Below are 25,510 nucleotides of genomic sequence, written 5' to 3' on the forward strand. Positions count from 1 at the left end.
TTTCGGGCGGTCGGATCAGCCGCGGGCGGCGGCGAGGGATTCCCGCGCTGCGGCGACGACGTTCTCGGGGGTGAAGCCGTACTCGGCGAACAGGGTCTTCGCGTCGGCGGAGGCGCCGAAGTGCTCCAGGGAGACGATGCGTCCGGCGTCCCCGACGAACCGGTGCCAGGTCAGGCCGATCCCGGCCTCGACGGCGACCCGGGCCCTCACCGACGGCGGCAGCACGCTGTCGCGGTACGAGCGCGGCTGCTCCTCGAACCACTCCACGGACGGCATCGACACCACGCGGGTGGGCACACCGGCGCCCTGGAGGAGCTCGCGCGCTCCGGCGGCGACGTGGACCTCGGAACCGGTCGCGATCAGGATCACTTGCGGAACGCCGCCCTCCGCCTCGAACCTCACGTAACCGCCGCGCGCCGCGTCCGGGTCCGGCTCGTAGGTCGGCACGCCCTGGCGAGTGAGCGCGAGGCCGTGCGGGGCCGGGGCGGTGCTGTGGCGCTCGAGGATCTCGGCCCAGACGACCGCGGTCTCGTTGGCGTCGGCCGGGCGCACGACGTTCAGGCCGGGGATGGCCCGCAGCGTGGCCAGGTGCTCCACCGGCTGGTGGGTGGGGCCGTCCTCGCCGAGGCCGATGGAGTCGTGCGTCCACACGTACGTCACCGGCAGCTGCATCAGGGCGGACATGCGCACCGCGTTGCGCATGTAGTCGGAGAAGACCAGGAAGGTGCCGCCGTAGATCCGGGTGTTGCCGTGCAGCGCGATGCCGTTCATCTCCGCGGCCATGGAGAACTCGCGGATGCCGAAGTGGACGGTGCGGCCGTACGGGTCGGCCTCCGGCAGCGGGTTGCCATCGGGGAGGAACGAACGGGTCTTGTCGATGGTGGTGTTGTTCGAGCCGGCCAGGTCGGCGGAACCGCCCCACAGCTCGGGCACGACCGGGCCGAGCGCCTGGAGGACCTTGCCGGAGGCGGCGCGGGTGGCGACCGCCTTGCCGGGCTCGAACACCGGCAGAGCGTCCTGCCAGCCCTCCGGCAGCTCACCCTTGCTGACACGGTCGAACGTGGCGGCCCGCTCCGGGTTGTCACCCCGCCAGGCGGCGATCCGCTTGTCCCAGGCGGTGTGCGCCTCGGCGCCCCGGTCCAGGGCCCGGCGGGTGTGCGCCAGCACCTCGTCGGCGACCGCGAAGGACTGCTCCGGGTCGAAGCCGAGGAGGCGCTTGGTGGCGGCGACCTCGTCCTCGCCGAGTGCCGAGCCGTGCGAGGCCTCGGTGTTCCGCGCGTTCGGCGCCGGCCAGGCGATGATCGTGCGCATCGCGATGATCGAGGGGCGCCCGGTCTCCGCCTGAGCCGCCCTCAGGGCCGCGTACAGCGCGCGTACGTCGACGTCGCCGTCCTCCTGCGGCTCGATCCGCTGCACGTGCCAGCCGTAGGCCTCGTAGCGCTTCAGCACGTCCTCGGAGAACGCGGTCGCGGTGTCGCCCTCGATGGAGATGTGGTTGTCGTCGTAGAGGAAGACCAGGTTGCCGAGCCTCTGGTGGCCGGCGAGCGAGGAGGCCTCCGCGGAGACGCCCTCCTGGAGGTCGCCGTCGGAGACGATCGCCCAGATCGTGTGGTCGAAGGGGGAGTCGCCCTCGGGGGCCTCCGGGTCGAACAGGCCGCGCTCGTAACGGGCGGCCATCGCCATGCCGACGGCGTTCGCGACGCCCTGGCCGAGCGGGCCCGTGGTGGTCTCCACCCCAGCGGTGTGCCCGTACTCGGGGTGGCCCGGCGTCTTGGAGCCGTGCGTGCGGAACGCCTTCAGGTCGTCCAGGTCCAGCTCGTAGCCCGCGAGGTAGAGCTGCGTGTAGAGGGTCAGCGAGGTGTGGCCGGGGGACAGGACGAAGCGGTCACGGCCGGTCCACTCGGGATCGGCGGGATCGTGCCGCATCACCTTCTGAAAGATCGTGTAGGCGGCCGGTGCCAGGCTCATCGCGGTGCCGGGGTGTCCGTTGCCCACCCGCTGCACGGCATCGGCCGCGAGAAGGCGTGCGGTGTCGACGGCACGCCGGTCGAGTTCGGTCCATTCGAAATTGTCCGCTGTCTGCGTGCTCATCTTCAAGAAGTCCTCGATCGGAGCGGCGTGGCTGGTCTGACGCGTTCAAAACTAAAAGTCTGACTTTTGAGGCGGTAGGTCGGCATGTGCCAGCCTGTGGTGAAAGTGGGACACCCACCGGCAGCAGGGCGCGCGAACGGGGCGGTACGAGGCGGACATGGCGAACATGGCGGACAGAAACATTCAAGGCGGCGACGGGATCGATACCTTCCCCTTCCCGGTCGAACTCAGCGTCGGCGGCGTGGGCATGCAGGTCGGCCCGATGGGAGCCGGCCGTACCTGGCACGCCGACGCCCCCCTGGAGCGCGTGCACCGCATCGACTTCCATGTCGTGATGCTGTTCGGCGCGGGCCCGGTCCGGCACATGGTCGACTTCACCGAACACGAGGCCACCGCCGGGGACCTGCTGTGGATCCGCCCGGGGCAGGTCCACCGCTTCTCGCGCACCGGCGAGTACCGCGGAACCGCGCTGACCATGCAGCCCGGCTTCCTGCCCCGCTCGACCGTGGAGGCCACCGGCCTCTACCGCTACGACCTGCCGCCGCTGCTGCGCCCCGACGCGGCCCAACTGGCCGGTCTTCGGGCCGCGCTCGCACAGCTGCGGCGCGAGTACGAGGACGCGGACACCCTGCCGCTGAGCCTGCACACCGCCGTCCTGCGCCATACGCTGACGGCGTTCCTGCTGCGGCTCGCCCATCTCGCGGCGCGTTCGGCCCCGGCCCTGCACCGGCGGACCGACTCCACCTTCACCCTCTTCCGGGACGCCGTCGAACGGGACTTCGCCACCAACCACAGCGTCAGCGCCTACGCCGACGCGCTCGGCTACTCCCGCCGCACCCTGGTCCGCGCGGTGCGCGCCGCGACCGGCGAGACCCCCAAGGCCTTCATCGACAAGCGGGTCGTCCTGGAGGCCAAGCGGCTCCTCGCCCACACGGAACTGCCGATCGGCCGGGTCGGCGCGGCAGTCGGCTTCCCCGACGCCGCCAACTTCTCCAAGTTCTTCCACCAGCACACGGATCAGACCCCGGCGGCCTTCCGGGCGGAGCTGCGCTGAGGGTGCAGAAGAGGGGCTCCACGCACGCGTGGAGCCCCTCTTCGGGTGTTCTCAGTGCCCGAAGGTGAACCAGTTGACGTTCACGAAGTCCGCCGGCTGCCCGCTGGTGAAGGTCAGATAGACGTCGTGCGTGCCGGTCACGCCACTGATGTTCGCCGGGACGGTCCGCCATGACTGCCAGCCCCCGGTGCTGCCCACCGCGAAGCTCCCGACGGGCGCGTTGCCGCGGCTGTCCAGCCGGACCTCGACCAGCCCGCTGACGCCGCCCGCCGCGCCGCTCGCGACCCGGGCGCTGAACTGCCGGGCCGCCGTGGAGCCGAAGTTCACGCCCTTGAAGTGCAGCCAGTCGCCGCTTGCGAGCGCGCCGACGTTCTGCCCGCCGCCGGTGTCGGCCGTCGTCTCGGTGATCACGCCGGACTGGCCGTCGTAGGACTCGGCCTGGATGGCGGAGTAGGCGTCGCGGTTCCCGGTCGGCGGTGTCGTGGTGCCACCGCCGGACGACAGCACCTGGACGTAGTCGACGACCATCGCGTGGCCCGGCTGCGTCCCGGCGTCCGGGCCGCCGCCGAACGCGTCGGGGAAGCCGCCGCCCATCGCGACGTTCAGGATGATGAAGAAGCCGTGGTCGGTCGCGTTCTTCCAGGTCGTCGCGTCGACCTGGTTGGCGCGCACGGTGTGGAAGTTGACGCCGTCGAGGTAGAAGCGGATCTCCTCGACGTTCGTCGAGCGGTCCCACTCCATCCGGTACGTGTGGAAGCCGGCCTGACAGGAGGTGCCCTGACAGGTCGTCGAGCCGCCGATGCCGCTGGTCTCGTTGCAGGGGCCGCCCGGGGACGTACCGCAGTGCATCGTCGCGAACACCGTGTTCATGCCCTGGGTGTTCTCCATGATGTCCAGCTCGCCGACCGCCGGCCAGTTCCAGTAGTCGCCGCGGTACGGCGCGCCCAGCATCCAGAACGCCGGCCAGTAGCCCTTGGCGGCCGCCCCGGTGACGTTCGGCACCTGGATGCGCGACTCGACGCGGAGCTTGCCGCCGGCCGGGGGCTGGAAGTCGGTGCGGTTGGTCTCGATCCGGCCGGAGGTCCAGTTGCCGGCGGCGTCCCGCCGGGGCGTGATCCGGAGGTTGCCGTTGCCGTCGAGCGAGACGTTGGCCGTGCTGTTGGTCATCGTCTCGATCTCGCCGGTGCCCCAGTTGGCGGGACCGCCGGGATAGCCCTTGCCCGTCGCGTACTGCCAGTCGGCGGTGTTGACGCCGGTGCCGGCGGCGCCGTTGAAGTCGTCCACGAACACCTGCGTCCAGCCCGACGGGGGCGGCGGCGCGGAGGCGTTCGCGGACGGGGTGGCGACCGCGGAGGCGGCCGCCGCGAGGCCGAGGGTGCTGACGACGGCGACGAACGCCCGCCGGAAGGGGCGGGGTCCGCGGGGAGTGCTTGAGGTTCCGCTCATGTGGGGGCCTCTCGGGGAAGGGGGTGAGAGCGCTCTCAAAGTGTCGTCAATGTGCTGCACGCCGTCCGGGGCGTCAAGAGGTAAAGCCAGGAAAACTGCGGCGGGCGTGGTGTGTGCACAGCTTGAACGCCCGGTGAGCTGCGGGGGAGTTGTGGGTGGCAGCGGGAGAGGCAGGCCTGCGTGAGAGCGCTCTCAGCCAGTTCCGCCGGGGCCCGCCTCGCGCTTCTTCGCCCAGTGACGCAGCACGTCGTCGAGCATCAGCCAGAGGAAAAGAGCCACACCCATGGTCCACTCCGGAGGTTCGGCCCAGGCGAAGACGAGCCCGGCTGCCCCCGCGAAAACCAGCAGCACCAGCAACCGCAGCACCCACCACCGCGCCCCGCCCGACCGTGTCATCGCCGGCTCCCCTCGTCGCATGTGCCGCGCGGCACCCCGCAGAGTCCGACGCACGGCGGGCCGCGACGGTTGTCCGGCCGGGCCTTCGCCGCTCCGCGCTGTTGAAGACGGGGTCGAGGGGCACTCGGGGTGCACGACGGATTACCGGTCGAGGCAGCAGGAGGCATCCGTGGCCAAACGCCATCACCTGATTCGAGTCGGCCCGGGCACCGTGTGGGACGTCCTCGCCGACGGTCACCGCTACGCGGAGTGGGTGGTCGGGACCTCCGAGTCCCACCCCGTGCGGGGACAGTGGCCGCGCACCGGCGCGGCGATCCACTACGAGGTCCGGCTCGGCCCGGTGCGGCTCGACAACGAGACGGTCGTCCGCCACTGCGAGGAGGGCAGCCGGCTGGAGCTGGAGGCCCAGGCCGGTGTGCTGGGCTCGGCACGCATCGACATCGAGCTGCGGCCCTGGGGCGAGCACTGCCTGGTGATCGTGGACGAACATCCCCTGCGAGGCGCGGGCGGCCGACTGCACAACGCCGGCTTCGAGGCACTGATCCAGCTGCGCCACCGCACGATGCTGGCCCGCCTGGCCAAGCTCTGCGAGACCGAGGCACAGACTCCGGGCAGCGGCCGCCGCCCCCTGGGCCAGGTGACCGTGGGATCCGAGGCGGACGGAGCCGACCGTGCCTGACGCCGTGGTGATCGGCGCGGGTCCCAACGGACTGGTCGCCGCCAATGTCCTCGCGGACGCCGGCTGGAGCGTCGAGGTGCTGGAGGAGCAGTCCGAACCGGGCGGCGCCGTACGCCACGACCGGGGCGTCGACCCCGCCTTCGTCAACGACCTCTTCAGCTCCTTCTACCCCCTCGCGGCCGCCTCGCCCGTCCTGGCCGCGCTCCACCCTGAGGAGCACGGACTGCGCTGGAGCCACGCCCCCAGCGTGCTGGCCCACCCCCTCACCGACGGCAGCTGCGCCGTCCTGGACCGGAACATCGGCACCACCGCCGCGTCCCTCGACACCTTCGAGCCGGGCGACGGAGCGGCCTGGCGGCGGCTGCACGACGTGTGGCAGAACCTGCGCCCCGGCCTCCTGGAGGCCCTGTTCACCCCGTTCCCGCCCGTGCGCGCCACGGCGAAGCTGGCGCTGCGGCTGCGGGCGGCGGGCGGACTGCGCATGGCCCGCTCCCTGGTGCTGCCGGTGCGGCGCCTGGGGGAGGAGGAGTTCCGCGGCGAGGGCGGCCGCCTGTTGCTGGCCGGCAACGCCCTGCACGCGGACCTCGCCCCCGAGTCGGCGGGCAGCGGCGGCTTCGGCTGGCTGATGACCATGCTGGGCCAGACCTACGGCTTCCCGGTCCCGGTCGGCGGCTCCGGCGCGCTGACCTCCGCCCTGGTCCGGCGGCTGGAGAGCCTGGGCGGGCGGGTGCGCTGCGGGCAGCGCGTCGAGCACGTCGTCGTGCGCGGCGGGCGGGCCGTCGGTGTGCGCACGGCCGGCGGGGACGCGGTGCCGGCCCGCCGTGCCGTGCTGGCGGACGTGTCAGTGCCGGCCCTCTACGGCGGGCTGCTCGACCCCGAGCACCTGCCCGCGCAGCTCCTGGACGACCTGCGCCGCTTCCAGTGGGACTTCGCCACGTTCAAGGTCGACTGGGCGCTCGACGGCCCGGTGCCCTGGCAGGCCGAGCCGGCGTCCCGCGCCGGGACCGTGCACCTGTCCGACGGCATGGACGAACTCACCCGCTTCGCCGCGCAGATCGCCATGCGGCAGGTCCCGGACCGGCCGTTCCTGATCTTCGGCCAGATGACCACCTCCGACGCCACCCGCTCCCCGCAGGGCACCGAATCGGCCTGGGCGTACACGCACGTCCCGCACGAGATCCGCGCCGACGCCGCCGACGAGGGCATCACCGGCCGCTGGGACACCAAGGACCAGGAGCTCATGGCCGACCGCGTCGAACGCCAGGTGGAGCGCTTCGCGCCCGGTTTCCGCTCCCTCGTCCGAGGACGGCGCATCCTGGCGCCCCCGACCCTGGAGGCGCTCGACGGCAACCTCGCGGGCGGCGCCATCAACGGGGGCACCACCGCGATGCACCAGCAGCTCGTCTTCCGGCCCCTGCCCGGCACCGGCCGCCCGGAGACCCCGGTGCCGGGCCTGTACCTCGCCTCCTCCGGCGCCCACCCCGGGGGCGGGGTGCACGGCGCGCCCGGGGCCAACGCCGCCCGGGCCGCCCTGCGCCGCAACCGGCCCCCCGGTCTGGCCCGCGCCCAGCGGCTCCTCGCCCACCGCGACCGCACCGGAGCCAGGCGCTGACCCGGTCCCGCCGGTACGGGTCCGGCTCCGGAAGGAAGTACAGCCCATGAACAGCAGCCCGCTCGCCGAGCGCACCGTCGTCATCACCGGAGCCGCCCGCGGCGTGGGCGCGGCACTGGCCCGCGAGGCCGCCCGGTGCGGGGCCCGGGTGGCGCTCGTCGGCCACGAGAAGCCCGTTCTGGACGCGGTGGCCGCCTCGCTGCCCGGCCCGGCCCTCGCCCTGGAAGCGGACGTCACCGACCTCTCCGCGCTGGAGGCGGCGGCGACCACCGTGCGGTCCCGGCTCGGCCGTCCCTCGGCCGTGGTGGCGAACGCCGGCATCGCCGAGGGCGGCGCGCTCCTCGCCTCGGACCCGGCCGCCTGGCGCCGGGTGATCGACGTCAACCTCACCGGCAGCGCCCAGACGGCCCGGGCGTTCCTGCCGGACCTGATCGGCACGGCCGGCTACTTCCTCCAGGTCGCCTCCCTGGCCTCGATCGGCGCCGCCCCGCTCATGAGCGCCTACTGCGCCTCCAAGGCGGGGGTCGAGGCCTTCGCGCACTCCCTGCGGGCGGAGGTCGCCCACCGCGGGGTCGCGGTGGGCATCGCCTACCTCAACTGGACGGACACCGACATGATCCGCGACGCCGACCGGTACGCCGTCCTGCGGGAGCTGCGCAGGCACATGCCCCCTCCGGTCCGCCGCGTGTATCCGGTGGACACGGTCGCCGCCCGCCTGGCCAGGGGCATGGAGCGCCGCCGTACGGCCGTGTACGCACCGGCGTGGCTGCGGCTGGCCCAGCCGATACGCCCGGCCATGCCCCCCGTGGTCCTGCGCGTGGCGCGCCGCGCACTGCCCCGCCTGGAGGCCTCGGGCCCGGTCCGCTACACCGGGCCGCTCGGCGCCGGCGGCCTGGCCGACCGCGCGGCGGCCGGGCCGGGTCCCTGACGACTCCGGATCGGCACGGCATGCCGGACACTGGTCAGCAGGGGAAGGGAGGCCGACCGTGCTGACCGCAGTCCGTGAACAGCTGGGCCAGGCCCTGTTCCGCCGGGTCGCGGGCCCCGGCGGACCCGCGACCCGTGCCCGGATCCACCACACCCCCGGCCCGCGCTGGTTCGGACCGGACCGGCCGATCCGCGCGGTGCACGGCGACGCCTCGATGTTCATCGGCGGGCTGACCGCCCTGTTGCTGCAGTCGCTGCACCCGCTCGCGATGGCGGCCGTCGCCGGGCACTCCGGCTTCCGCGGCGACCCGTGGGGCCGGTTGCAGCGCACCAGCACCTTCCTGGCGGTGACGACGTACGGCACCGCCCCGGACGCCCAGCAGGCCGTCGACCACGTGCGCGGCATCCACGCACGGATCCGCGGCACGACGGCCGAGGGCGTGCCGTACCACGCGGCCGACCCGCATCTGCTCGGCTGGGTGCACGCCGCCGAGACGGACAGCTTCCTGCGCGCCCACGAACGCTACGGCGCCAGGCCCCTGGACGGCGCCGGCTACGACGCCTACGTCGCCGACACCGCGCGCGTCGCCGAGGCCCTGGGAGTGGCCGACCCGCCCCGCGACCGCGGCGAACTGGCCGAGCGTCTGAGCGCCTACCGGCCCGAACTGCGGGCCACGCCTCAGGCCCGGGCAGCCGCCCGCTTCCTGCTGTTCCAGCCCCCGCTGCCGCTGGCCGTCCGGCCCTTCTACGGCGGGCTGGTCGCGAACGCCGTCACCCTGCTCCCGCCCTGGGCGCGCGGCATGCTGTGGCTGCCCCGGGTGCCGGTCGTCGAGGACCTCGCCGTACGCCCCACCGGACGGGCTCTGACCCGGACCATCCGCTGGGCCATGGCCCCGGCCCGGGAGGCCTGAGCGCTCAGGGCTGCCACCCCAGCGCCCGCGAGATCCCGCGCGCCGCCATCCGCACCGCCGGGCCCAGGACCGGCACCTGGGCGTCCGCGTGGGGCACCACGATCGACAGGGCGGCGGTCACGATGCCGTCCGCCCCGCGCACCGGCGCGGCCACCGACAGGGCGTCCTCCGTCACCTGACGGTCGCTCACCGCCACCCCCGACCTGCGTACCTCGGCGAGCACCCGCCGCAGCCGCTCCGGCTCGGTGATGGTGTACGGGGTGAAGGACGCGAGTTCGCCCTCGCAGTACTCCTTCCGGAACACCGGGTCGCCGTGGGCCAGCAGGGCGAGCCCGACCCCGGTGGCGTGCAGCGGCCAGCGGGCGCCGACGCGGATGTGCACGCCGACCGCCGACCGCCCCGACAGCCACTCGATGTAGACGACGTCCCGGCCGTCCCGCACAGCCAGCTGCACGTTCTCGTGCGTCGCCTCGTACAGGTCCTCCAGGTACGGCAGCGCGATCTGCCGCAGGGCGAGGCCGCGCGGGGCCAGCGCTGCGAGCTCCCACAGCCGCAGTCCGACGTGGTAGACGCCGGACTCGTCCCGCTCCAGGGCGCCCCATGCGGTGAGCGCGCCCACCAGCCGGTGCGCGGTGGTCAGGCTCAGCCCGGCCCGCCGGCTGATGTCCGTCAGGCACAGCGCCGGATGCTCGTGGTCGAAGGCCGCGAGCACGGACAGCAGCCGGTCGGGCGCGGTGGGGGCGGTCATGGCCGGGCGTCTCCCGGGTGCGCGAGATCGTAGGGGCGGGGGTAGGGGGCCGGGCGGTACGGGAGGTAACGGGGCTCCGCCGTCGGGTCCGCAGCCCTCGCGCGGGAGTTGAGTGCACCCGGCGAGGCGTCCCAGCGGCCGGTGTCCAGGCGGTGCTCCAGGGTGTGCAGGGCGGCGAGGGTCTCGCCCGGCGTGAAGGTGCAGTGGCCTGGCCGGTCGACGTAGGCCTGGCGCAGGAGCCCGGCGGAGCCCGCCGCCGTGGCGGCCCGCCGGTAGGCGCTCTCCGACGGCACCGGGATCAGGGCGTCACCGGTCGTGTGGATGTTCAGCTGCGGGTCGGCCAGGCGGCCGGAGAGCACACTGGTGCCGCGCATCCACCGCACCGCCGACGGGTCGGCGGTGATGCGGGGCGCCCGGTCCAGGGCCGAGAGGTCGGTGCGCAAGGACAGTCCCGCCTCCTTGTAGAGCTCCGTCACCTCTTTGTACAGCGGGGAGCGTACGAGCATCGAGCGGTAGTCGACGCCCGTGTTCCAGGACGGGTTGCCGCCCGCCCGGCTCTCTGCCTCCTGCCGCCAGCCGAACGCGGGCAGTTGGAGCAGGCCCCGGACGGCCGTGTACTGGTTGGCCTGGGCCGTCTCGTGGTCGGTGGGGCCCGGCCGGGTCTGCGAAGGGTCGTTGTAGCCGGGGATGCCGTGCAGGGCGGCGGCCAGGGCGATCCGGGCCCGGCCTCCGGGGGTCCGCTGGGCCGCGTCCACCTTCGACGTGAGCGCCTTGCCGGCGGCGACCGCCTCGGCCTGGTCCGCGAACCCCGCGAGCCGCACACCGGAATCCGGGGCGAGCAGCGTGCGCAGCGCGAACACCGGGTCCAGGGTGCTGTTCCAGTTGGCGACGCCGCCCTGCACCAGTCCGCACATCGACAGCGATCCGTCGAACCGGCCGGCGTGCCGCTCGGCGAGCATGCTGGTGACGAAGCCGCCGTAGGAGGTGCCCCACGCCAGGGTCCGCCGGGCCGCCCCGAACTTCTCCGTGAACAGGTCCAGCGTGGCGAGCTGGTCGGGCACCGCCTCCGTGACCGCCCAGCCGTTCGTCGCGTACGAGGAGCCGATCAGGGCGTATCCACCGGCCAGCAGCGTGTCGCGGGCGGCCGGACCGGGCGTGTTCTGTGCCGGGTTGGGGGCCCCGGCCGGGGTGTAGCCGTGGCTGTAGAGCAGGACCGTGCCGTTCCAGGACGCGGGGACGTCCATCACGTACGCGGCGCCGGACGGGAGCCGGCCCTCCAGGTGGGTGTCCGCCGTGGCGGCCTGCGCGGGCAGAGCGGTCGCCGCCAGGGCCAGGCAGGCGGTCGTCAGTAAGGCGAGGCGGATCCTCAACGCGGGGTTCCTTCCAGGGCGGGGGCGGCGGCGGGGGAGTCCAGCGCGTCCGTGTGCGTCTCGCGCAGCCGCCACACGGTGACCGCCGTGACGGCCGCGCCGGCGCACAGCAGCAGCGACACCGGGGTGCTGCCGCCGCCGAAGGATGCCAGGAGACTGCCGGCGATCAGCGGGGAGAACCCGGCGCCGATCAGGGTCGCGCCCTGGTAGCCGAGGGAGGCGCCGGTGTAGCGGACGCGGGTGCCGAACATCTCGGTGAGCAGCGCGCCCAGAGGCCCGTACATCGTGGACTGGGCGACGCCGTGGCCGAGCGCCAGGGCGAGGATCAGCAGACCGGGGGAGCCCGAGTCGACCAACGCCAGTACCGGGAAGGCGAGCGCCGCCGAGGCGACGGCACCGGCGAGCACGACGGGCCGGCGGCCGACCCGGTCCGACAGCGCGGACGCGGCGGGCAGCACGATGAGGGCCACACAGGAGGCGACGGTGACCGCGGTCAGCACCTGCGGGCGGGTGTACCCCTCGTCGACGGCGTAGGAGATCATGAAGCTCGTCAGCAGGGACTGTGCGGTGAACGCGCCGATGCCGACGCAGGCGGCCAGCAGCACCGGCTTCGGGCGGCGCAGCACCTCCACGATCGGCGGACGGGCCACCGGGTCCCGCTTGACCTGCGCGAACAGCGGGCTCTCAGCGACCTTCAGCCGCACGAACAGGCCGACGCCCAGCAGCACGATGCTCAGCAGGAACGGCACCCGCCAGCCCCAGGAGCGGAACTGCTCGTCCGGCAGGGTGGCGACGAGGGTGACCACACCGGCCGACAGCACGGAACCGAGCGGGGCGCCGAGCTGGGTGAAGCTGGACCACAGTCCGCGCCGGGAACCCCGCGCGTGTTCGGCGTGCTCGACGACCATCAGCATCGCGCCGCCCCACTCGCCGCCGATCGCGATGCCCTGCACCACGCGCAGCGCGACCAGCAGAACCGGGGCCCAGACGCCGATGGTGTCGTACGTCGGCAGCAGGCCGATGAGGAAGCTGCCGGACCCCATCAGGACCATGGTCAGCAGCATCATCGACTTGCGGCCGAGCCGGTCGCCGAAGTGCCCGAAGACGATGCCGCCGAGGGGCCGGGCGAGGTAGCCCGCGGCGAAGGTGCCGAACGCCGCGATGGTGCCGACCGCCGGGTCGGCCCGCGGGAAGAACAGTTCGCCGAAGACGAGCGCGGCGACCGTGCCGTAGACGAGGAAGTCGTAGAACTCGACGGTGGTGCCGAGCAGGCCGGAGACGGCGACGCGTCGCAACTGCCGTGAATCGGGGGAGGGTTGAGGGGAGGACGGGGATGGCTGCACGGTGGGCTCCCTGGGGACGGGGCGCGGGTTGGTCCGTGAAGTTATGCATCCATCGTGCAGCCGTCAATCATTTGCACAACATCAGTTCAGGCCGTCCTCGGCGATGCGCAGCAGCAGCGCGTGCAGGGCCTCCCGCTCGGCCGGGTCCAGCGGACCCAGCAGTTCGCCGGTCACCCGCAGGCCGGCCTCGTCGGTGTCGCGCAGGAAATCGCTGCCGCTCTCGGTCAGCACCACGATCCGGCTGCGGCGGTCGTCGGGGGAGGGGCGGCGCTCGGCGAAGCCCAGCTTCTCCAGGTCGTCGACCAGGCCGACGATCGCGCTCGGGTCGTAGCCGAGCCGCGTGCTCAGCTCGCGTTGCAGGGCGCCGTCGGTGGTGGCGAGGTAGCGCAGCACGGCGTAGTGGCGCAGGCGCAGGCCCGACTCCTGGAGGCACGCGTTGAAGAGCTGCCCCGAGCGCAGGCCCAGCCGGTACAGGAGGTAGCCCGTGTCGGCGTGCAGTCCGCGCATCCACGGCTCGTGGGCGTCGATGGGCTTCGCGGTGACGTGTCGGCGTGTGATGGCGGGCTCCCTGTGCTCGGTGCTGCGTGCCGTTGACTCCAGCATCCCGCACCGGCAGGTCTCCAACAACTATTGACGTCAACAATTATTGCTCTTAGCTTCGATCTCGAAGCCGCACCACCCGCATCAGCTCGTGAAGGGACCCGCCCGTGCCCAGCATCGATCTCACCGGCAAGGCCGCCGTCGTCACCGGCAGCGGCCGGGGCCTCGGCCTCGCCTATGCCCACGCCCTGGCCGCCCACGGCGCGTCCGTGGTCGTCAACGACGTCGACGAGGCCGTGGCCGAGGCGGCCGTGAAGTCCATCGCGGAAGCGGGCGGCAAGGCCGTCGCCGAGGTCGTCCCGGTCGGCACCACCGAGGCCGCCGAGCGGCTGGTGAACCGCGCGGTCGAGGAGTTCGGCCGGCTGGACGTCCTCGTCACCAACGCGGGCATCCTGCGCGACAAGGTCCTGTGGAAGATGACCGACGAGGACTTCGACGCGGTGATCACCACCCACCTCAAGGGCACCTTCACCTGCGCCCGCGCCGCCGCCGTCCGGATGCGCGAGCAGGGCGAGGGCGGCTCGCTGATCCTGGTCGGCTCCCCGGCCGGCCAGCGCGGCAACTTCGGCCAGACGAACTACGCCGCCGCCAAGGCCGGCATCGCGGCGATGGCCCGCACCTGGTCGATGGAGCTGGGCCGCGCGGGCATCACGGTCAACGCCATCGTGCCGGTCGCCGCCACCGCGATGACCGAGACGATCCCGGCCTTCGCCCCGTACGTCGAGGCCATGCGCGGCGGCGAGCCGCTGCCGGACTTCCTGCGCAAGGGCGAGGGCTTCGGCACCCCCGAGGACTGCGCCGCCCTGGTCCCGTTCCTCGCCTCCGAGGCCGCACGGGGCGTCACCGGCCAGGCCATCGGCATCGGCGGCGACAAGGTGGCACTCTGGTCGCATCCGCAGGAGATCAGGGCGGCCTACGCCGACGGCGGCTGGACCCCGGGCACACTGGCCGACGCCTGGCCCACCTCGGTCGGTGCCGAGCTCCAGTCGGTCGGCATCCCGGCGCCGAAGTTCCCGGAGGCGTGATGGACCCCTCGATGAACGTCGACGACCTGGTCGCGATCGACGTCCACACCCACGCCGAGGTGTCCTCAAAGGGCCACTCCTCCCTCGACGACGACCTGCACGACGCCTCCTCCGCCTACTTCAAGGTCGAGGGCAAGCGGAAGCCGACCCTGGAGGAGACGGCGGCCTACTACCGCGAGCGGAACATGGCCGCCGTGATCTTCACGGTCGACGCCGAGTCCGCGACCGGCACGGCGCCCGTCCCGAACGAGGAGGTCGCGGAAGCCGCGGCCGCCAATGCCGACGTACTGATCCCCTTCGCCTCCATCGACCCCTTCCGTGGCAAGGCGGGCGTCCGGCAGGCGAGGCGGCTGGTCGAGGAGTACGGGGTCAAGGGTTTCAAGTTCCACCCCAGCATCCAGGGCTTCTTCCCCAACGACCGCTCGGTGGCGTACGACCTGTACGAGGTGATCGAGGAGACCGGCACGATCGCCCTCTTCCACACCGGCCAGACGGGCATCGGCGCCGGCGTCCCCGGCGGGGGCGGGATTCGGCTGAAGTACTCCAACCCGCTCCACGTGGACGACGTGGCGGCCGACTTCCCCCACCTGAAGATCATCCTGGCCCACCCGTCCTTCCCCTGGCAGGACGAGGCCCTGGCCGTCGCCACGCACAAGCCGGGCGTGCACATCGACCTGTCCGGCTGGTCGCCGAAGTACTTCCCGCCGCAGCTCGTGCAGTACGCGAACACCCTGCTCAAGGACAAGGTCCTCTTCGGCTCCGACTTCCCCGTCCTCACCCCCGACCGCTGGCTCGCCGACTTCGGCAAGCTGACCATCAAGGACGAGGTCCGGCCGAAGATCCTCAAGGAGAACGCCGCCCGCCTGCTCGGGCTGACGAAACCGTAAGGGGCGTGACATGCGCAACGAGGGACTGGGGTCATGGCCCGCACGCCGGGCCCGCAAGACCCCGCACCGCACCGCCCTGATCCACGGCGAGGACGCCACCGACTACGGCACGCTCCACACCCGCACCACCCGCCTGGCCCACGCCCTGCGCGCCCGGGGCGTGCGCCGCGGCGACCGCATCGCCTACCTCGGCCCGAACCACCCCTCCTACCTGGAGACCCTGTTCGCGGCCGGCACGCTCGGCGCGGTCTTCGTCCCCCTCAACATCCGCCTCGCCGGACCCGAGATCGCCTACCAGCTCGCCGACTCCGGCGCCCGTGCCCTCGTCTACGGCCCCTCCTACGCCGGTCTGGTAGCGGGCCTGCCCGGCAGCACGGACGTCCGCGTCTACCTGGAGGTCGGCGGTGAGTACGAGGCGGCCGTCGCCGAGGCGTCCGCGGAGCCGATCGACGAACCGGTCGGCCCCGACGACACCTGCATCATCATGTACACCTCGGGCACGACCGGCCGCCCCAAGGGCGCCATGCTCACCCACGGCAACCTCACCTGGAACGCCATCAACGTCCTCGTCGACACCGACCTGATCGCCGACGAACGCGCCCTGGTGTCCGCGCCGCTCTTCCACACGGCCGGCCTGAACATGCTGACCCTCCCGGTCCTGCTGAAGGGCGGCGCCTGCGTCCTGGTCGGAGCCTTCGACCCGGACGCCACCTTCGACCTGATCGAACGGCACCGCATCACCTTCATGTTCGGCGTGCCAGCGATGTTCGACCAGGTGGCGAGGCATCCGCGCTGGCCGGAGGCCGACCTGTCGTCGCTGCGGATCCTGACCTGCGGCGGCTCCCCGGTCCCGACGCCGCTGATCGCGTGGTACCAGGAGCGGGGCCTGACCTTCCTCCAGGGCTACGGCATGACCGAGGCCGCCCCCGGCACGCTCTTCCTGGACGCCGAGCACGCCGTCAGCAAGGCCGGCTCGGCGGGGGTGCCGCACTTCTTCAGCGACGTCCGCGTGGTCCGGCCGGACCTGACCCCGGTCGGCGTCGGGGAGGTCGGCGAGGTCGTGGTGCGCGGCCCGCACGTCATGCCCGGTTACTGGGGGCTGCCCGAGGAGACGGCCGCGTCCTTCGCGGACGGCTGGTTCCGCAGCGGCGACGCCGCCCGGACCGACGAGGACGGCTACGTCCACATCGTCGACCGCATCAAGGACATGATCATCTCCGGCGGCGAGAACATCTACCCCGCCGAGATCGAGGACCAGCTCCTCGCCCACCCGGACATCGTCGAGTGCGCGGTGATCGGGGTGCCGGACGACAAGTGGGGCGAGGTGCCGCGCGCGGTCGTCGTGCCCCGCGAGGGCGCCGGCCTCGACCCCGACGAGGTGCTCGCGTCACTCGCCGGCCGCCTCGCCAAGTACAAGATCCCGAAGTCGGTGGTCCTCGCGGACGAACTCCCGCGCACCGCCTCCGGAAAACTCCTCAAGTCCCGTGTCCGTACGCGCTACGGCACCCAGGAAGGATCCGCATGAGCCTGACCGTCAACGGCCTCGACGAACTGAAGAAGATCGCCGGCAGCGACCTCGGCACCAGCGAGTGGATCGAGGTGACGCAGGAGCGCATCGACACCTTCGCCGACGCCACGGGCGACCACCAGTGGATCCACGTGGACCCCGAGCGGGCCAAGGACGGCCCCTTCGGCGCCCCCATCGCGCACGGCTACCTCACCCTCTCCCTCTTCATCCCTCTCTTCACCGAGCTCCTGGACGTCCAGGGCGTGACGACGAAGGTCAACTACGGCCTCAACAAGGTGCGTTTCCCGTCCCCCGTGAAGGTCGGCTCCCGCATCCGCCTGACGGCGAAACTCGCCGAGGTCGAGGAGGTGCCGGGCGGCGTACAGATCACCGTCGAGGGCGCCATCGAGATCGAGGGCGCCACGAAGCCGGCCGCGGTGCTGCAGAGCCTGTCGCGGTTCTACGCCTGAGCCTGCCCGGTCCACCAGGCGCAGATCATCCGGACTGGCGGGCCGGCACCAGGTCCAGAAGGCGTTCCGAGGCCTCCCCGGCGAGGGGAGAGAGGCGTTCGTGCACGGTCCGGAACGTCTTCTCGGCCGGTTCGGCCGGCCAGTCGGCGGGCAGGTGCTCGACCGGCAGCCGTGGGTCGCGGCGGACGATCTGCAGCCACTCCGTCTGGAGGCGCAGGCGCAGCACGAGGGCGTCGTCGGCGTCCGGCAGGTCGTCCTCCCAGTGCTGCCAGCGCCCCGCGAACCCCCTGTATCGGTCGGCCAGTTCGGACAATTCCCAGGTCTCCTCGATCATCCGGCCGATGTCCATGCCGGTGTCGGCGTGTGCCCGGAAGACCTTGACGTGAGCGGACAGGCCGAGCTCGGCCACCAGGGCCGACACGTCGGCCTCGCCCGGGGCGATCCACAGGCCGTTGAAGAGCGGGCCGAAGCCGCTCCAGGTCAGCCGGGACCGCAGGTCGTGGCGCTGGCGCTGCCAGGACTCCGGCAGGGAGAAGCCGAGCAGCGTCCAGGTGCCGTCCCACCGCCGGTTGACGGCACCCGCCCGCCAGATCCGCTGCGCGCCGTCGCGCAGCACCGCCTCCGAGCGCTCGGTGAGCCCGAAGTACATGCGGCGGCCCTCGCGCTGCCGGCGCAGCAGGTCACGGCCCACCATGCGGGTCAGTGTGGAGCGGGTGGCCTGCTCGCCGATCCCGGCGCGGGCGAACACGTCGATGACGCTGCCGGAGTACACGCACACGTCACGGCCGAGCACCTGATCGCCCAGGAACGTCAGCATGAGGGACTGGGGCCGCAGCGACTCTTCACCGGTCACGCGGCCCACCGTACCTCCGCCCGATCAGTCCGTGACCTGCTGGTACCCGGGGATCAGGCCCCCTCGACGTCGACGAAGACGGGGTTCGAGTAGAACCACGTGTCCGCCCACGGGTCGCCGTCCCCGGGGGCGTGCGGGACCGGCCCGTGCGGATCGACCGAGGCGCCGAGGTATCCGGTGCCGTTCCGCTTGCCGTCACTGCCGCGCAGCCGGACGTAGAAGGACTCCTCGCCGGCGGTCAGCGGGATGCGCAGGGTGTAGGTGCCCGTGCGGCCGGAGACGTCCTGCGTCCGGACCACCCGCGTGTCCGGGGCCTTCCAGGTGTCGCGGTCGGCGACCGGGCCGCGCACCGCGCCGCGGATGACGTCCACATGCGCCAACTCGGGCACGACGCCTTGGGGGTTGGGCCGGGAGGCGGTCGTCACCCTGACGTTCAGGGTGAGCTTCTCCCCCTTGCGCACCCGCAGCCGGCCGCCGAGCGTCACGCCCCGCCCCCGGTCGCGCTCCCGGGTCAGGCGTACCTCCAGCCCGTCGAGCAGATGCCCGTGGTCCAGCCACACCCGGCCCGCGCGTATCCCCGCCATGACCGCGCGGTAGCCGTAGCGTGTTACGCCCACGTGGGTGCGGCTGAACTGGCCGGGCCAGAAGTCGCTGCCCGGCTGCGGCGTATCCGTGTTCACCGGGTCCGGCAGCCTGCCGGTGCTGTCGAAGGTCTGGCCGGGCTGCCAGTCGCCGTTCTTCCAGGTGTCGAAGACGATCCGGTGGGCGTCGGAGTTGCTGGTGACCGAGAACAGCCGGCCCTCGGCCAGCATCGAGTCCCACAGTCCGCCGACGGTTGCGGTCGCCCAGTCGAAACCGCCGTAGGTGAGGTAGGCGTCCGCGGGGTAGCCGGGCCAGGACTGCGCGGACGGCTTGTTCTCGTACTCGCCGCGGATCGAGTTCGCCCCGCGCCAGCCGGGGATGGCCGCGCCCTGGGCGCCGGGCGCGCCCTCCATGCCAATCATGATCTCGGGCGCCGCGTCCCGCCAGTTGCGCAGCTCGTGCGGGGAGTCGATGCCCAGGCGCATCGGGTGGTTGGCCAGCACCAGCACGTCATCGACATAGCCCGAACGCCGCTGCCGGGCCAGCCACTTGATGGCCTTCACCGCATGCGCCTCGTTGCGGGCGGTGTCCGCGTCGGCGGGGCCGCCCTTGTCGTACGCGAGGAGCTTGCCGTCGTAGGCGCGCTCGAAGCGGGTCAGCACGTCGACCTCGTGCGGGCCCGGCGCGGTGAACACCGTGCAGTGCTCGGCCGCCGGGATGTACCACTCCAGACCCTGGAAGATCAGCTGACGCGGGTTCTCGGCACGGGCCCGGAGGATTTCCCCGTGTTCCAGCGCGGCCCCGAAGTCGGCGTGCCCGAAGTTGGAGTGCTCGGTGAACACCATCCAGTCCAGGCCGTACTTCGCGCCCGCCGCGGCCAGCTGGGAGAACGTGTACTTGGCGTCGTGGCTGTAGACGGAGTGGACGTGGTGGTCGCCGACGAGGTAGGCGAGGTGCGGGTCCTCCCCGCCCGGCCGTCCGTCACCGGCGGCCAGGGCGGGGGTCCGGGCGGTCGCCGCCGAACTCAGGGCGAACGCGGCGCCGAACAGGCCCGCGCGGCGCAGCAGCCCGCGGCGGGACACGCCCTGCGGATCGAGGGTGGCGGGGGAGACGGACGGGTCGGCCCAGGCGGGCAGTTGCTGCTCGGTCATGATCGGGGGCCCTTCGTATCTCAGTGATTCATGAAGGAGGTGACGGGCAGCGCCCGGGAGACGATCCGGACGTCGCCGAGCCGGCCGTGGAAGATCTGGTCGATCTTCCCGCCGTACTCGTAGCCGCCCAGCAGCCACGGCAGCCCCACGGAGGTGATGCCGACCGCAGGGGCCTTGGGGTTGCGGAGCACCGGGCAGCCCTCGACGTACAGCGTGGTGTGCTTGCCGTCGTTGACGACCGCGAGGTGCCACCAGGTCTCCAGCGGCGTCTCCTGGCCCCAGTTGGTGGCGATGCCCTGCTGGTTGAGCGGGCGCATCGCCCATTGTGGTTCCCGGTCGTTGGACAGCGACAGCGTGGCCAGCGGCTCGTCCGGGTCGTCGGCGGTCTTCCCGGCGGCACCGCCCGTGCCCGTGCGGGAGACCAGACCCGACCAGGCGTTGTGGTCCGGGTCCCAGTCGGCGGGGAGCCGGTAGAACGCCTCGATGGTGTAACCGTCCTCGAACGTCGTCGAGTTGAGCGGGGCGCCGTCTACCGTCTTCAGGTACGCGCCCTTCAGCGGGGACTTGAAGCCCTGGAACTCCAGGCTGCCGTGGCCCGGCTGGTCGGGGTGGTGGTCGGCCGACCAGCCCAGCGCGCCACCGCCGACCGGGACGAGGGAGAGGTCGTTGCCCCGGCCGGACAGGTCACGGACCGTCCCGGCCGCGCCGTCGACGGGCTTGTCAAAGCGCCAGTACGCCACCGTGCCCGGGACGAGCAGCTTCGAGGCGGGCCGGGATGGCCGGGCGGGCACGGGCGCGAATCCGGCGAAGCGCTCCCCGAAGTCGATCTCGACGGAGAACCGGTCGGCGTCGCCGCTCAGTTCCATCTCCTGCCGCTCCAGCTCGTTGAGCCCCTTCGCGGCCCGGCCCAGGATCCACGGCGAGAGCGTCTCCACGTCGATGACGCCGCGGTCCAGGTCGAACCGGTACAGACGGATCATGGCGGCGCCGCCGAAGTAGCGGTTCTGGTAGTTCGTCAGGTGCAGATGGACGTCGTGCCCGGCCGCGTTCTTGCGCGTCGCGCGGCCTGCGGGCCAGTAGTGCCCGCCGAGCGCCAGGAAGATCTGGTCGTGGTCCTCGATCAGCCGGTCCCACAGCTGCTGCCCGTAGTCCGACAAGGTGTCGTCCGCCACGACCAGTTCGTGCGTCGTGAGGATCACCGGCGTCCTCGGGTGCTTCGCCAGGACGTCCTTCGCCCACGCGTAGCCCTGCGGTGACAGCCGCCAGTCCAGCGCCAGCACCAGCCACGCGCGGCCGCCCGCGGTGAACCGGTGGAAGGTGTTGTACCCGTCCGGGGAGGCCCCGCCGAACGTCCGCCGCCCCGCGAACCGCTTGGGCCCGAAGGCGTCCAGGTACGGTGTCGCGCCGCGCTGGTCGGTCGTGGAGGACTTCACGTCGTGGTTGCCGGCCAGGACGCTGTAGCCGACGCCCCGCCGGTCCAGCAGCCCGAACGCCTCACCGATCGCCGCGAACTCCTCCTTCACGCCATTCTGCGTGAGGTCACCGAGGTGGGACAGGAAGACGATGTTCTCCTTACGGCCGTGCTCCAGCAGATAGCGCAGTGAGGCCTCGACCGGCGCCTTGTCGATGCTCGGGCCGTCGAAGAGGTACTGGGTGTCCGGCATCACCGCCAGCGTGAAGCGGCGGCTGTCGGGATCGGGGCGCCACGTCGAGGCCGCTGCCTCGGCGGTGACGGCCGGCGGCGCGGTCACGGCGGCGGTCACGCCGAGCAGCGCGGTGGCGCGCAGGAAACTGCGTCTTCCGGCACCGGCCTGGGGCGCCTCGCCCGGGTCGTGGTCATGCGAAGTGCACACGGGTGCTCCATGAGGTGACTGAGACGGGAGATCGAGAGAGGGGGCGGGTGAACTCAGAGAACGCTCAGCGACCAGCTCCAGCGATGGACGCCTGTCGCGACGAGGTAGGAAGCGAAGGTGTCGGGCCCGCACGACGCCGTGCCGAGCCCGCGGTGCGCCGCGTCGATGTGCACCACGCACCCGGCCCGCGGCACCAGTTCGTCGTGGTGAGCGACGGCGGCGAGACCGGCCGCGCGGTGCCGGGTCACGGAGACCTGCCGGGGCCGGTCCAGCCGCACCGCGAGCCCGGCGGCGTCCGGCGCGGACAGCGTGAACCGCCGTACGCCGTGCCGCCCGCCGCTCTCCTGGGGCCGCAGATAGGGCGTGAACAGCTCGTCCACCGGGAGGGAGTGGTGGCCGACGGGCGCCCCGGCGGCCCGGTCCGGATACGACTCCCAGGGGCCCTGACCGAACCACTCCAGCAGGTTCAGCCCGGGGACCGTCTCGAACACGGTCCCGACCCGGGCCACGTCGTGCAGCGCCTCCGGCAGTACGGCGCTCTCGTCCACGGTCAGCCCGCCGTCCATGGCCGTCAGCACCTGCTCGTGCCGGACGGTCCCGCCCGCGCAGACGTGGTCGGACACCACGGTCACCCGGCCCGGGGCACGCCGCACGGAGACGACCTTGCGGGTGGGCGCCTCCAGCCCCCAGTCCCGCCAGCGGGCCGCCATGCCGCCCAGTTCGTCGTTGTCGGTCGGTGCCCGCCACAGCGACAGCACGGGCGCGGCCGTCAGCAGCGGATGGACGAGCAGCCCCTCGTCGTCGACCTCGACCACACCGTCCGGGACCCGGGTGTGCGGCGGCGGGAGTGCCGCCCGCAGCCGCACCTGCGGCAGGCACACGACCGTGCCGCGCGGCGCCCACGGCTCGTCCCGGGCCGTCGTGACCCGCAGCGTCAGCCACGCCTCGCCGCCCTCCGCGGGCAGCTCGAACGGCAGCGGCACCGCGGCCGTCTCACCCGGCCGGAGACCGGGCAGCTCGGCGGGCGCCGTCAGGGTGGTGCCGTCGGCGAGGGACAGCTCCCACTCGCCGGACAGCCAGTCCAGGCCCCGGAAGTGCTGGTGGTTGCCCAGCACGACGCCCTCGTGCCGGAAGCAGTCGATGCGCACCGGCGCGGCGATCTCCCGGTGCTCGAACATCACGGGCTTGGGAGTCCGGTCGGGGAAGACGACACCGTCGGCGATGAAGGCGCCGTCGTGGTCCGTCTCCCCGAAGTCGCCGCCGTAGGCCCAGCGATGCCCGGGCGCGGCGACACCGTTGTCATAGAGCCCGGCGCCCCCACGCCCGGCGGGTCTGCCGTCGTTCACACGCTGGAGGATGCCGTGGTCCCAGAACTCCCAGATGAACCCGCCCTGAAGACCCGGGGTGGCCTCGATGGCCGCCCAATGGTCCGCCAGCGTGCCGTTGCTGTTGCCCATGGCGTGCGAGTACTCGCACTGGACGATCGGCTTGGTCTGGGTACCGGACAGGGCGTGCGCCAGGCACTCCTCCAGCGGCGCGTACATGGGGCAGGCGATGTCGGAGGCCAGGTCCGGATCCGCCCAGCCGCGCTTGGCCGCGCCCTCGTACTGCACCGGCCGGGTCGGGTCGTGCCGGCGCACCCAGCCCGCCGCCGCGTCGTGGTTCGCGCCGTAGTCGGACTCGTTGCCCAGCGACCAGATGATGACGGACGGGTGGTTCTTGTCCCGCAGCACCATCCGCGCGACCCGGTCCACGAAGGCGCCCAGATAGCGCGGGTCGTCGGCGATCTCGTGCGCGTGGTCGTGGGACTCGATGTCCGCCTCGTCGACGACGTAGAACCCGAGCTCGTCGGCCAGGTCGTACAAGGCCGGGTCGTTCGGGTAGTGCGCGGTGCGGATCGCGTTGAACCCGAACCGCTTCAGCAGGACGAGGTCCGCGCGCATGTCGTCGTACGACACCGTGCGCCCCGTCAGCGGATGGAAGTCGTGCCGGTTCACGCCCCGGATGAACACCCGCTCGCCGTTGACCAGCAGGTCCCGGCCGACGATCTCGACGTCCCGGAAGCCGACGCGATGCCGTGAGGTGTCGGCGACGGTGCCGTCGGCGCGGTGCAGGCGGACGGTCAGACCGTACAGCTCGGGCGTCTCGGCGTTCCAGGTGCGCACCTGAGGCACAGCGGCGCGCAGCCGGGCCTCCCCCAGGAAGCCGGAGACGCGCTCGTCCTCGGCGTTGGCCCGGTCGAACTCCGCGTCCTGGGTGAGCAACTGCCCGTCCAGCTCCCCGCTGACGTACCAGCCCCCGGGCAGCGCCCCGCCCGCGTTCCGCACCCGGCACTCCACCAGCAGGTCGCCGTCGCGCCGGGCCCGCACGGTCACGTCCGCGAGATGCAGCGGGTCGGTGGCGTACAGCAGCACCGAGCGGGTGATCCCGCCGTGCCACCACTGGTCCTGGTCCTCGATGTGCGAGGCGTCCGACCACTTCACCACGGTCAGCCGCACGGTGGACCGTTCTCCTGGGCGCACCAGGTCGGTCAGGTCGAACTCGGCCGCCAGGTGCGCGTCCTTGGAGATCCCGACGGCCCGCCCGTCCACGTGCACGAGCAGCATGCTCTCGGCGGCCCCGACCTGGAGCACGATCCGCCGCCCGGCCCACTCGGCGGGCACGTCCACCGCCCGCTCGTAGACCCCGGTCGGGTTGGCGGCGGGCACGTCCGGAGGGAACTCGGCGAACGGCATGCGGATGTTCAGGTACTGCGGAAGATCGTCCGTGCCCTGCAGGGTCCACACGCCGGGTACGTACGACGACGACCAGACCTCCCCGGGCGGCGCGTCCGGCGCGGGCAGCAGCTGGAAGCGCCAGTCACCGTCGAGCGGGACGGCTCCCGAGCGCCGGTCGACGGCGTTCATCGGCAGCCGGCCCCAGGAGGTCACCTCGGGTGCCTGCCAGGGGCGGAGGGCGATCAGGGGGTCGAGGGGTGCGTCGGTCATGACCATTCCGAAGTTGTGTGCCCGGGCAGGACACGGCCCTGCAGGTCCCAGGCGGGGTCGAGGGGGATGCCCAGGCGGTCCAGGACCGTGGGGGCGATGTCGATGAGGCGGGGCGAGTCGAGCCGGATGCCCGCGGGGCCGCCGGGCTCGGCGAGGATGACGAAGACCTCCCGTTCGGCACGTGAGTCTCCGCCGTGGCCACCGGCGTCGAGGTGCCCGTGGTCGGTGGTGACCAGCACGGTCCAGCGCTCCTCGGCGCGCCCCGGGTGTGCGCGCCGGGCGTCGATCGCCTCCAGCAGCCGCCCGAGGTGGGCGTCCTGGTCGAGCAGGGCCCGGTCGTAGGCGGGGGAGAGGGGGCCCGTGGCGTGACCGGCCTCGTCGGTGGCGCCGAAGTACACGAACAGGGCGTCCGGGTCGCCCTCGGTGAGCCAGCGCAGGACGGTGCGGGCGACGCGGCGGTCCGCGGTTCCGTACCCCCTGCGTTCACCGTTGGGGCGCACACGGCGGCCGATGGCCCGGCCGAGTGTGCCGCGGCGCACCAGGGCCGGCCAGGAGACGGCGGCCGCCGTGCGCAGACCGGGCCGGGCGGTGCAGGCGCGGGTCAGGAAGTCGGGGTAGCGGGCGTAGTCGGCCCCTTTGAAATCGTTGCCGGTGACGCCGTGGCGGTCGGGCCACACCCCGGTGAGGATGCTCGACCAGCCGGGTCCGGAGTCGGTGTAGGCCGTGCCGGCCGAGGGGTCGTCGCCGGCCCGGCCGTAGGGCAGCAGGCTCGTGCCGTGGGCACCGGTGGCCATCAGGTGGTGCAGCACGGGTGCGGTGGAGGGGGAGCGGGTCAGGCGGTCGTAGCGCAGGCCGTCCATGCCGACGACGAGGACCTTGGGGCGGCGGGCCTCGGTGTTGATGTCCGTCACTGGCGTGCCCTTCTTCTGTGACCACTACGAGCTCGGGACCGGCCGCCGGTTCTTGGCTGCACGCCTGCGGTGGCCGGCCGCGCCCACGCGGCGGAGCCGCACATCGA

The 25,510-nt window shown here is 72.7% G+C and carries 21 protein-coding genes; 9 read left to right on the forward strand and 12 right to left on the reverse strand.

The features are described from left to right. Nucleotides 1-15: 15 nt before the first annotated feature. Nucleotides 16-2,091, reverse strand: a complete 2,076-nt coding sequence (gene tkt, locus OO68_RS08640) for a transketolase (protein WP_033307621.1) — start codon at nucleotides 2,089-2,091, stop codon at nucleotides 16-18. A gap of 166 nt (nucleotides 2,092-2,257) precedes the next feature. On the opposite strand from tkt, the gene OO68_RS08645 reads away from it, so the two are divergent. Next, complete coding sequence (locus OO68_RS08645) at nucleotides 2,258-3,145, forward strand: helix-turn-helix domain-containing protein (protein WP_033307985.1); 888 nt, start codon at nucleotides 2,258-2,260, stop codon at nucleotides 3,143-3,145. A 51-nt stretch (nucleotides 3,146-3,196) separates the two neighbouring features. Here OO68_RS08645 and OO68_RS08650 read toward each other — a convergent pair whose 3' ends face one another. Together OO68_RS08650 and OO68_RS45310 are read right to left on the reverse strand one after the other, a co-directional pair. Continuing rightward, nucleotides 3,197-4,591 (reverse strand): glycoside hydrolase family 16 protein, encoded by a 1,395-nt coding sequence (locus tag OO68_RS08650; protein ID WP_033307622.1) that lies wholly within the window; start codon nucleotides 4,589-4,591, stop codon nucleotides 3,197-3,199. Nucleotides 4,592-4,783: 192 nt separating this feature from the next. Beyond that, nucleotides 4,784-4,987 (reverse strand): hypothetical protein, encoded by a 204-nt coding sequence (locus tag OO68_RS45310; protein ID WP_033307623.1) that lies wholly within the window; start codon nucleotides 4,985-4,987, stop codon nucleotides 4,784-4,786. A 169-nt stretch (nucleotides 4,988-5,156) separates the two neighbouring features. Here OO68_RS45310 and OO68_RS08660 point away from each other — a divergent pair, with 169 nt between their 5' ends. From OO68_RS08660 to OO68_RS08675, 4 genes are read left to right on the forward strand one after another with little or no spacing between them, the layout of a single operon-like run. Then, the gene (locus OO68_RS08660; RefSeq protein WP_033307624.1) at nucleotides 5,157-5,666 is read left to right on the forward strand and encodes an SRPBCC family protein; all 510 of its coding nucleotides are present in this window, start codon (nucleotides 5,157-5,159) and stop codon (nucleotides 5,664-5,666) included. Further along, on the forward strand, nucleotides 5,659-7,278 hold the full coding sequence (locus tag OO68_RS08665; protein WP_033307625.1) for a phytoene desaturase family protein: 1,620 nt from the start codon (nucleotides 5,659-5,661) through the stop codon (nucleotides 7,276-7,278). Before OO68_RS08660 ends, OO68_RS08665 begins: the two co-directional genes overlap by 8 nt. 46 nt (nucleotides 7,279-7,324) lie before the next feature. Continuing rightward, nucleotides 7,325-8,206 carry an SDR family oxidoreductase gene (locus OO68_RS08670; protein WP_033307626.1) on the forward strand — a complete coding sequence of 294 codons (882 nt, stop codon included), beginning with the start codon at nucleotides 7,325-7,327 and terminating at the stop codon, nucleotides 8,204-8,206. 58 nt (nucleotides 8,207-8,264) lie between these two features. After that, nucleotides 8,265-9,116, forward strand: a complete 852-nt coding sequence (locus tag OO68_RS08675) for an oxygenase MpaB family protein (protein ID WP_033307627.1) — start codon at nucleotides 8,265-8,267, stop codon at nucleotides 9,114-9,116. Between the two features lie 4 nt (nucleotides 9,117-9,120). On the opposite strand, the gene OO68_RS08680 is transcribed toward OO68_RS08675, so the two are convergent. The 4 genes from OO68_RS08680 to OO68_RS08695 all read right to left on the reverse strand — a co-directional run bounded on the left by OO68_RS08680 (nucleotide 9,121) and on the right by OO68_RS08695 (nucleotide 13,084). Then, on the reverse strand, nucleotides 9,121-9,864 hold the full coding sequence (locus tag OO68_RS08680) for an IclR family transcriptional regulator (RefSeq protein WP_033307628.1): 744 nt from the start codon (nucleotides 9,862-9,864) through the stop codon (nucleotides 9,121-9,123). Continuing rightward, the gene (locus OO68_RS08685) at nucleotides 9,861-11,234 is read right to left on the reverse strand and encodes an alpha/beta hydrolase family protein (RefSeq protein ID WP_033307629.1); all 1,374 of its coding nucleotides are present in this window, start codon (nucleotides 11,232-11,234) and stop codon (nucleotides 9,861-9,863) included. Before OO68_RS08685 ends, OO68_RS08680 begins: the two co-directional genes overlap by 4 nt. Continuing rightward, complete coding sequence (locus tag OO68_RS08690; protein ID WP_033307630.1) at nucleotides 11,231-12,577, reverse strand: MFS transporter; 1,347 nt, start codon at nucleotides 12,575-12,577, stop codon at nucleotides 11,231-11,233. Before OO68_RS08690 ends, OO68_RS08685 begins: the two co-directional genes overlap by 4 nt. Before the next feature lie 81 nt (nucleotides 12,578-12,658). Beyond that, nucleotides 12,659-13,084, reverse strand: coding sequence for a MarR family winged helix-turn-helix transcriptional regulator (locus OO68_RS08695; RefSeq protein ID WP_033307986.1), 426 nt, complete (start codon nucleotides 13,082-13,084; stop codon nucleotides 12,659-12,661). Between the two features lie 200 nt (nucleotides 13,085-13,284). Here OO68_RS08695 and OO68_RS08700 point away from each other — a divergent pair, with 200 nt between their 5' ends. The 4 genes from OO68_RS08700 to OO68_RS08715 are packed head-to-tail and all read left to right on the forward strand — an operon-like array spanning nucleotide 13,285 to nucleotide 17,066. Continuing rightward, nucleotides 13,285-14,202, forward strand: a complete 918-nt coding sequence (locus OO68_RS08700) for an SDR family NAD(P)-dependent oxidoreductase (RefSeq protein ID WP_033307631.1) — start codon at nucleotides 13,285-13,287, stop codon at nucleotides 14,200-14,202. A gap of 11 nt (nucleotides 14,203-14,213) precedes the next feature. Next, nucleotides 14,214-15,089: an amidohydrolase family protein gene (locus tag OO68_RS08705; protein ID WP_033307987.1), complete on the forward strand. Its 876-nt coding sequence runs from the start codon at nucleotides 14,214-14,216 to the stop codon at nucleotides 15,087-15,089. A 10-nt stretch (nucleotides 15,090-15,099) separates the two neighbouring features. Next, nucleotides 15,100-16,614, forward strand: a complete 1,515-nt coding sequence (locus OO68_RS08710; RefSeq protein WP_033307632.1) for an acyl-CoA synthetase — start codon at nucleotides 15,100-15,102, stop codon at nucleotides 16,612-16,614. Then, nucleotides 16,611-17,066 (forward strand): MaoC family dehydratase, encoded by a 456-nt coding sequence (locus OO68_RS08715; RefSeq protein WP_033307633.1) that lies wholly within the window; start codon nucleotides 16,611-16,613, stop codon nucleotides 17,064-17,066. Before OO68_RS08710 ends, OO68_RS08715 begins: the two co-directional genes overlap by 4 nt. A 25-nt stretch (nucleotides 17,067-17,091) precedes the next feature. Here the strand turns inward: OO68_RS08715 and OO68_RS08720 are convergent, their stop codons facing one another. From OO68_RS08720 to OO68_RS08740, 5 genes are read right to left on the reverse strand one after another with little or no spacing between them, the layout of a single operon-like run. Beyond that, nucleotides 17,092-17,919, reverse strand: coding sequence for a PaaX family transcriptional regulator (locus OO68_RS08720; protein WP_033307988.1), 828 nt, complete (start codon nucleotides 17,917-17,919; stop codon nucleotides 17,092-17,094). Between the two features lie 53 nt (nucleotides 17,920-17,972). Beyond that, nucleotides 17,973-19,652 (reverse strand): PHP domain-containing protein, encoded by a 1,680-nt coding sequence (locus OO68_RS08725; protein WP_033307634.1) that lies wholly within the window; start codon nucleotides 19,650-19,652, stop codon nucleotides 17,973-17,975. A 20-nt stretch (nucleotides 19,653-19,672) separates the two neighbouring features. Continuing rightward, nucleotides 19,673-21,505 (reverse strand): LamG-like jellyroll fold domain-containing protein, encoded by a 1,833-nt coding sequence (locus OO68_RS08730; RefSeq protein ID WP_033307635.1) that lies wholly within the window; start codon nucleotides 21,503-21,505, stop codon nucleotides 19,673-19,675. 53 nt (nucleotides 21,506-21,558) lie between these two features. Beyond that, entirely contained in the window at nucleotides 21,559-24,492 is a 2,934-nt protein-coding gene (locus tag OO68_RS08735) for a glycoside hydrolase family 2 TIM barrel-domain containing protein (RefSeq protein ID WP_033307636.1), read from the reverse strand. Further along, on the reverse strand, nucleotides 24,489-25,403 hold the full coding sequence (locus OO68_RS08740; protein WP_033307637.1) for an alkaline phosphatase family protein: 915 nt from the start codon (nucleotides 25,401-25,403) through the stop codon (nucleotides 24,489-24,491). Before OO68_RS08740 ends, OO68_RS08735 begins: the two co-directional genes overlap by 4 nt. Between the last annotated feature and the right edge of the window lie 107 nt (nucleotides 25,404-25,510).

It is taken from the genome of Streptomyces iakyrus (assembly GCF_000717055.1).
GTDB classification, from domain to species: Bacteria; Actinomycetota; Actinomycetes; order Streptomycetales; family Streptomycetaceae; genus Streptomyces; species Streptomyces iakyrus.

Coding starts and splice junctions, on each gene's coding strand:
- OO68_RS08725 (WP_033307634.1), bottom strand. CDS start 19,652: ATGACCGAGCAGCAACTGCCCGCCTGGGCCGACCCGTCCGTCTCCCCC.
- OO68_RS08670 (WP_033307626.1), top strand. CDS start 7,325: ATGAACAGCAGCCCGCTCGCCGAGCGCACCGTCGTCATCACCGGAGCC.
- OO68_RS08680 (WP_033307628.1), bottom strand. CDS start 9,864: ATGACCGCCCCCACCGCGCCCGACCGGCTGCTGTCCGTGCTCGCGGCC.
- OO68_RS08715 (WP_033307633.1), top strand. CDS start 16,611: ATGAGCCTGACCGTCAACGGCCTCGACGAACTGAAGAAGATCGCCGGC.
- OO68_RS08710 (WP_033307632.1), top strand. CDS start 15,100: ATGCGCAACGAGGGACTGGGGTCATGGCCCGCACGCCGGGCCCGCAAG.
- OO68_RS08705 (WP_033307987.1), top strand. CDS start 14,214: ATGAACGTCGACGACCTGGTCGCGATCGACGTCCACACCCACGCCGAG.
- OO68_RS08695 (WP_033307986.1), bottom strand. CDS start 13,084: ATGCGCGGACTGCACGCCGACACGGGCTACCTCCTGTACCGGCTGGGC.
- tkt (WP_033307621.1), bottom strand. CDS start 2,091: ATGAGCACGCAGACAGCGGACAATTTCGAATGGACCGAACTCGACCGG.
- OO68_RS08650 (WP_033307622.1), bottom strand. CDS start 4,591: ATGAGCGGAACCTCAAGCACTCCCCGCGGACCCCGCCCCTTCCGGCGG.
- OO68_RS45310 (WP_033307623.1), bottom strand. CDS start 4,987: ATGACACGGTCGGGCGGGGCGCGGTGGTGGGTGCTGCGGTTGCTGGTG.
- OO68_RS08735 (WP_033307636.1), bottom strand. CDS start 24,492: ATGACCGACGCACCCCTCGACCCCCTGATCGCCCTCCGCCCCTGGCAG.
- OO68_RS08645 (WP_033307985.1), top strand. CDS start 2,258: ATGGCGGACAGAAACATTCAAGGCGGCGACGGGATCGATACCTTCCCC.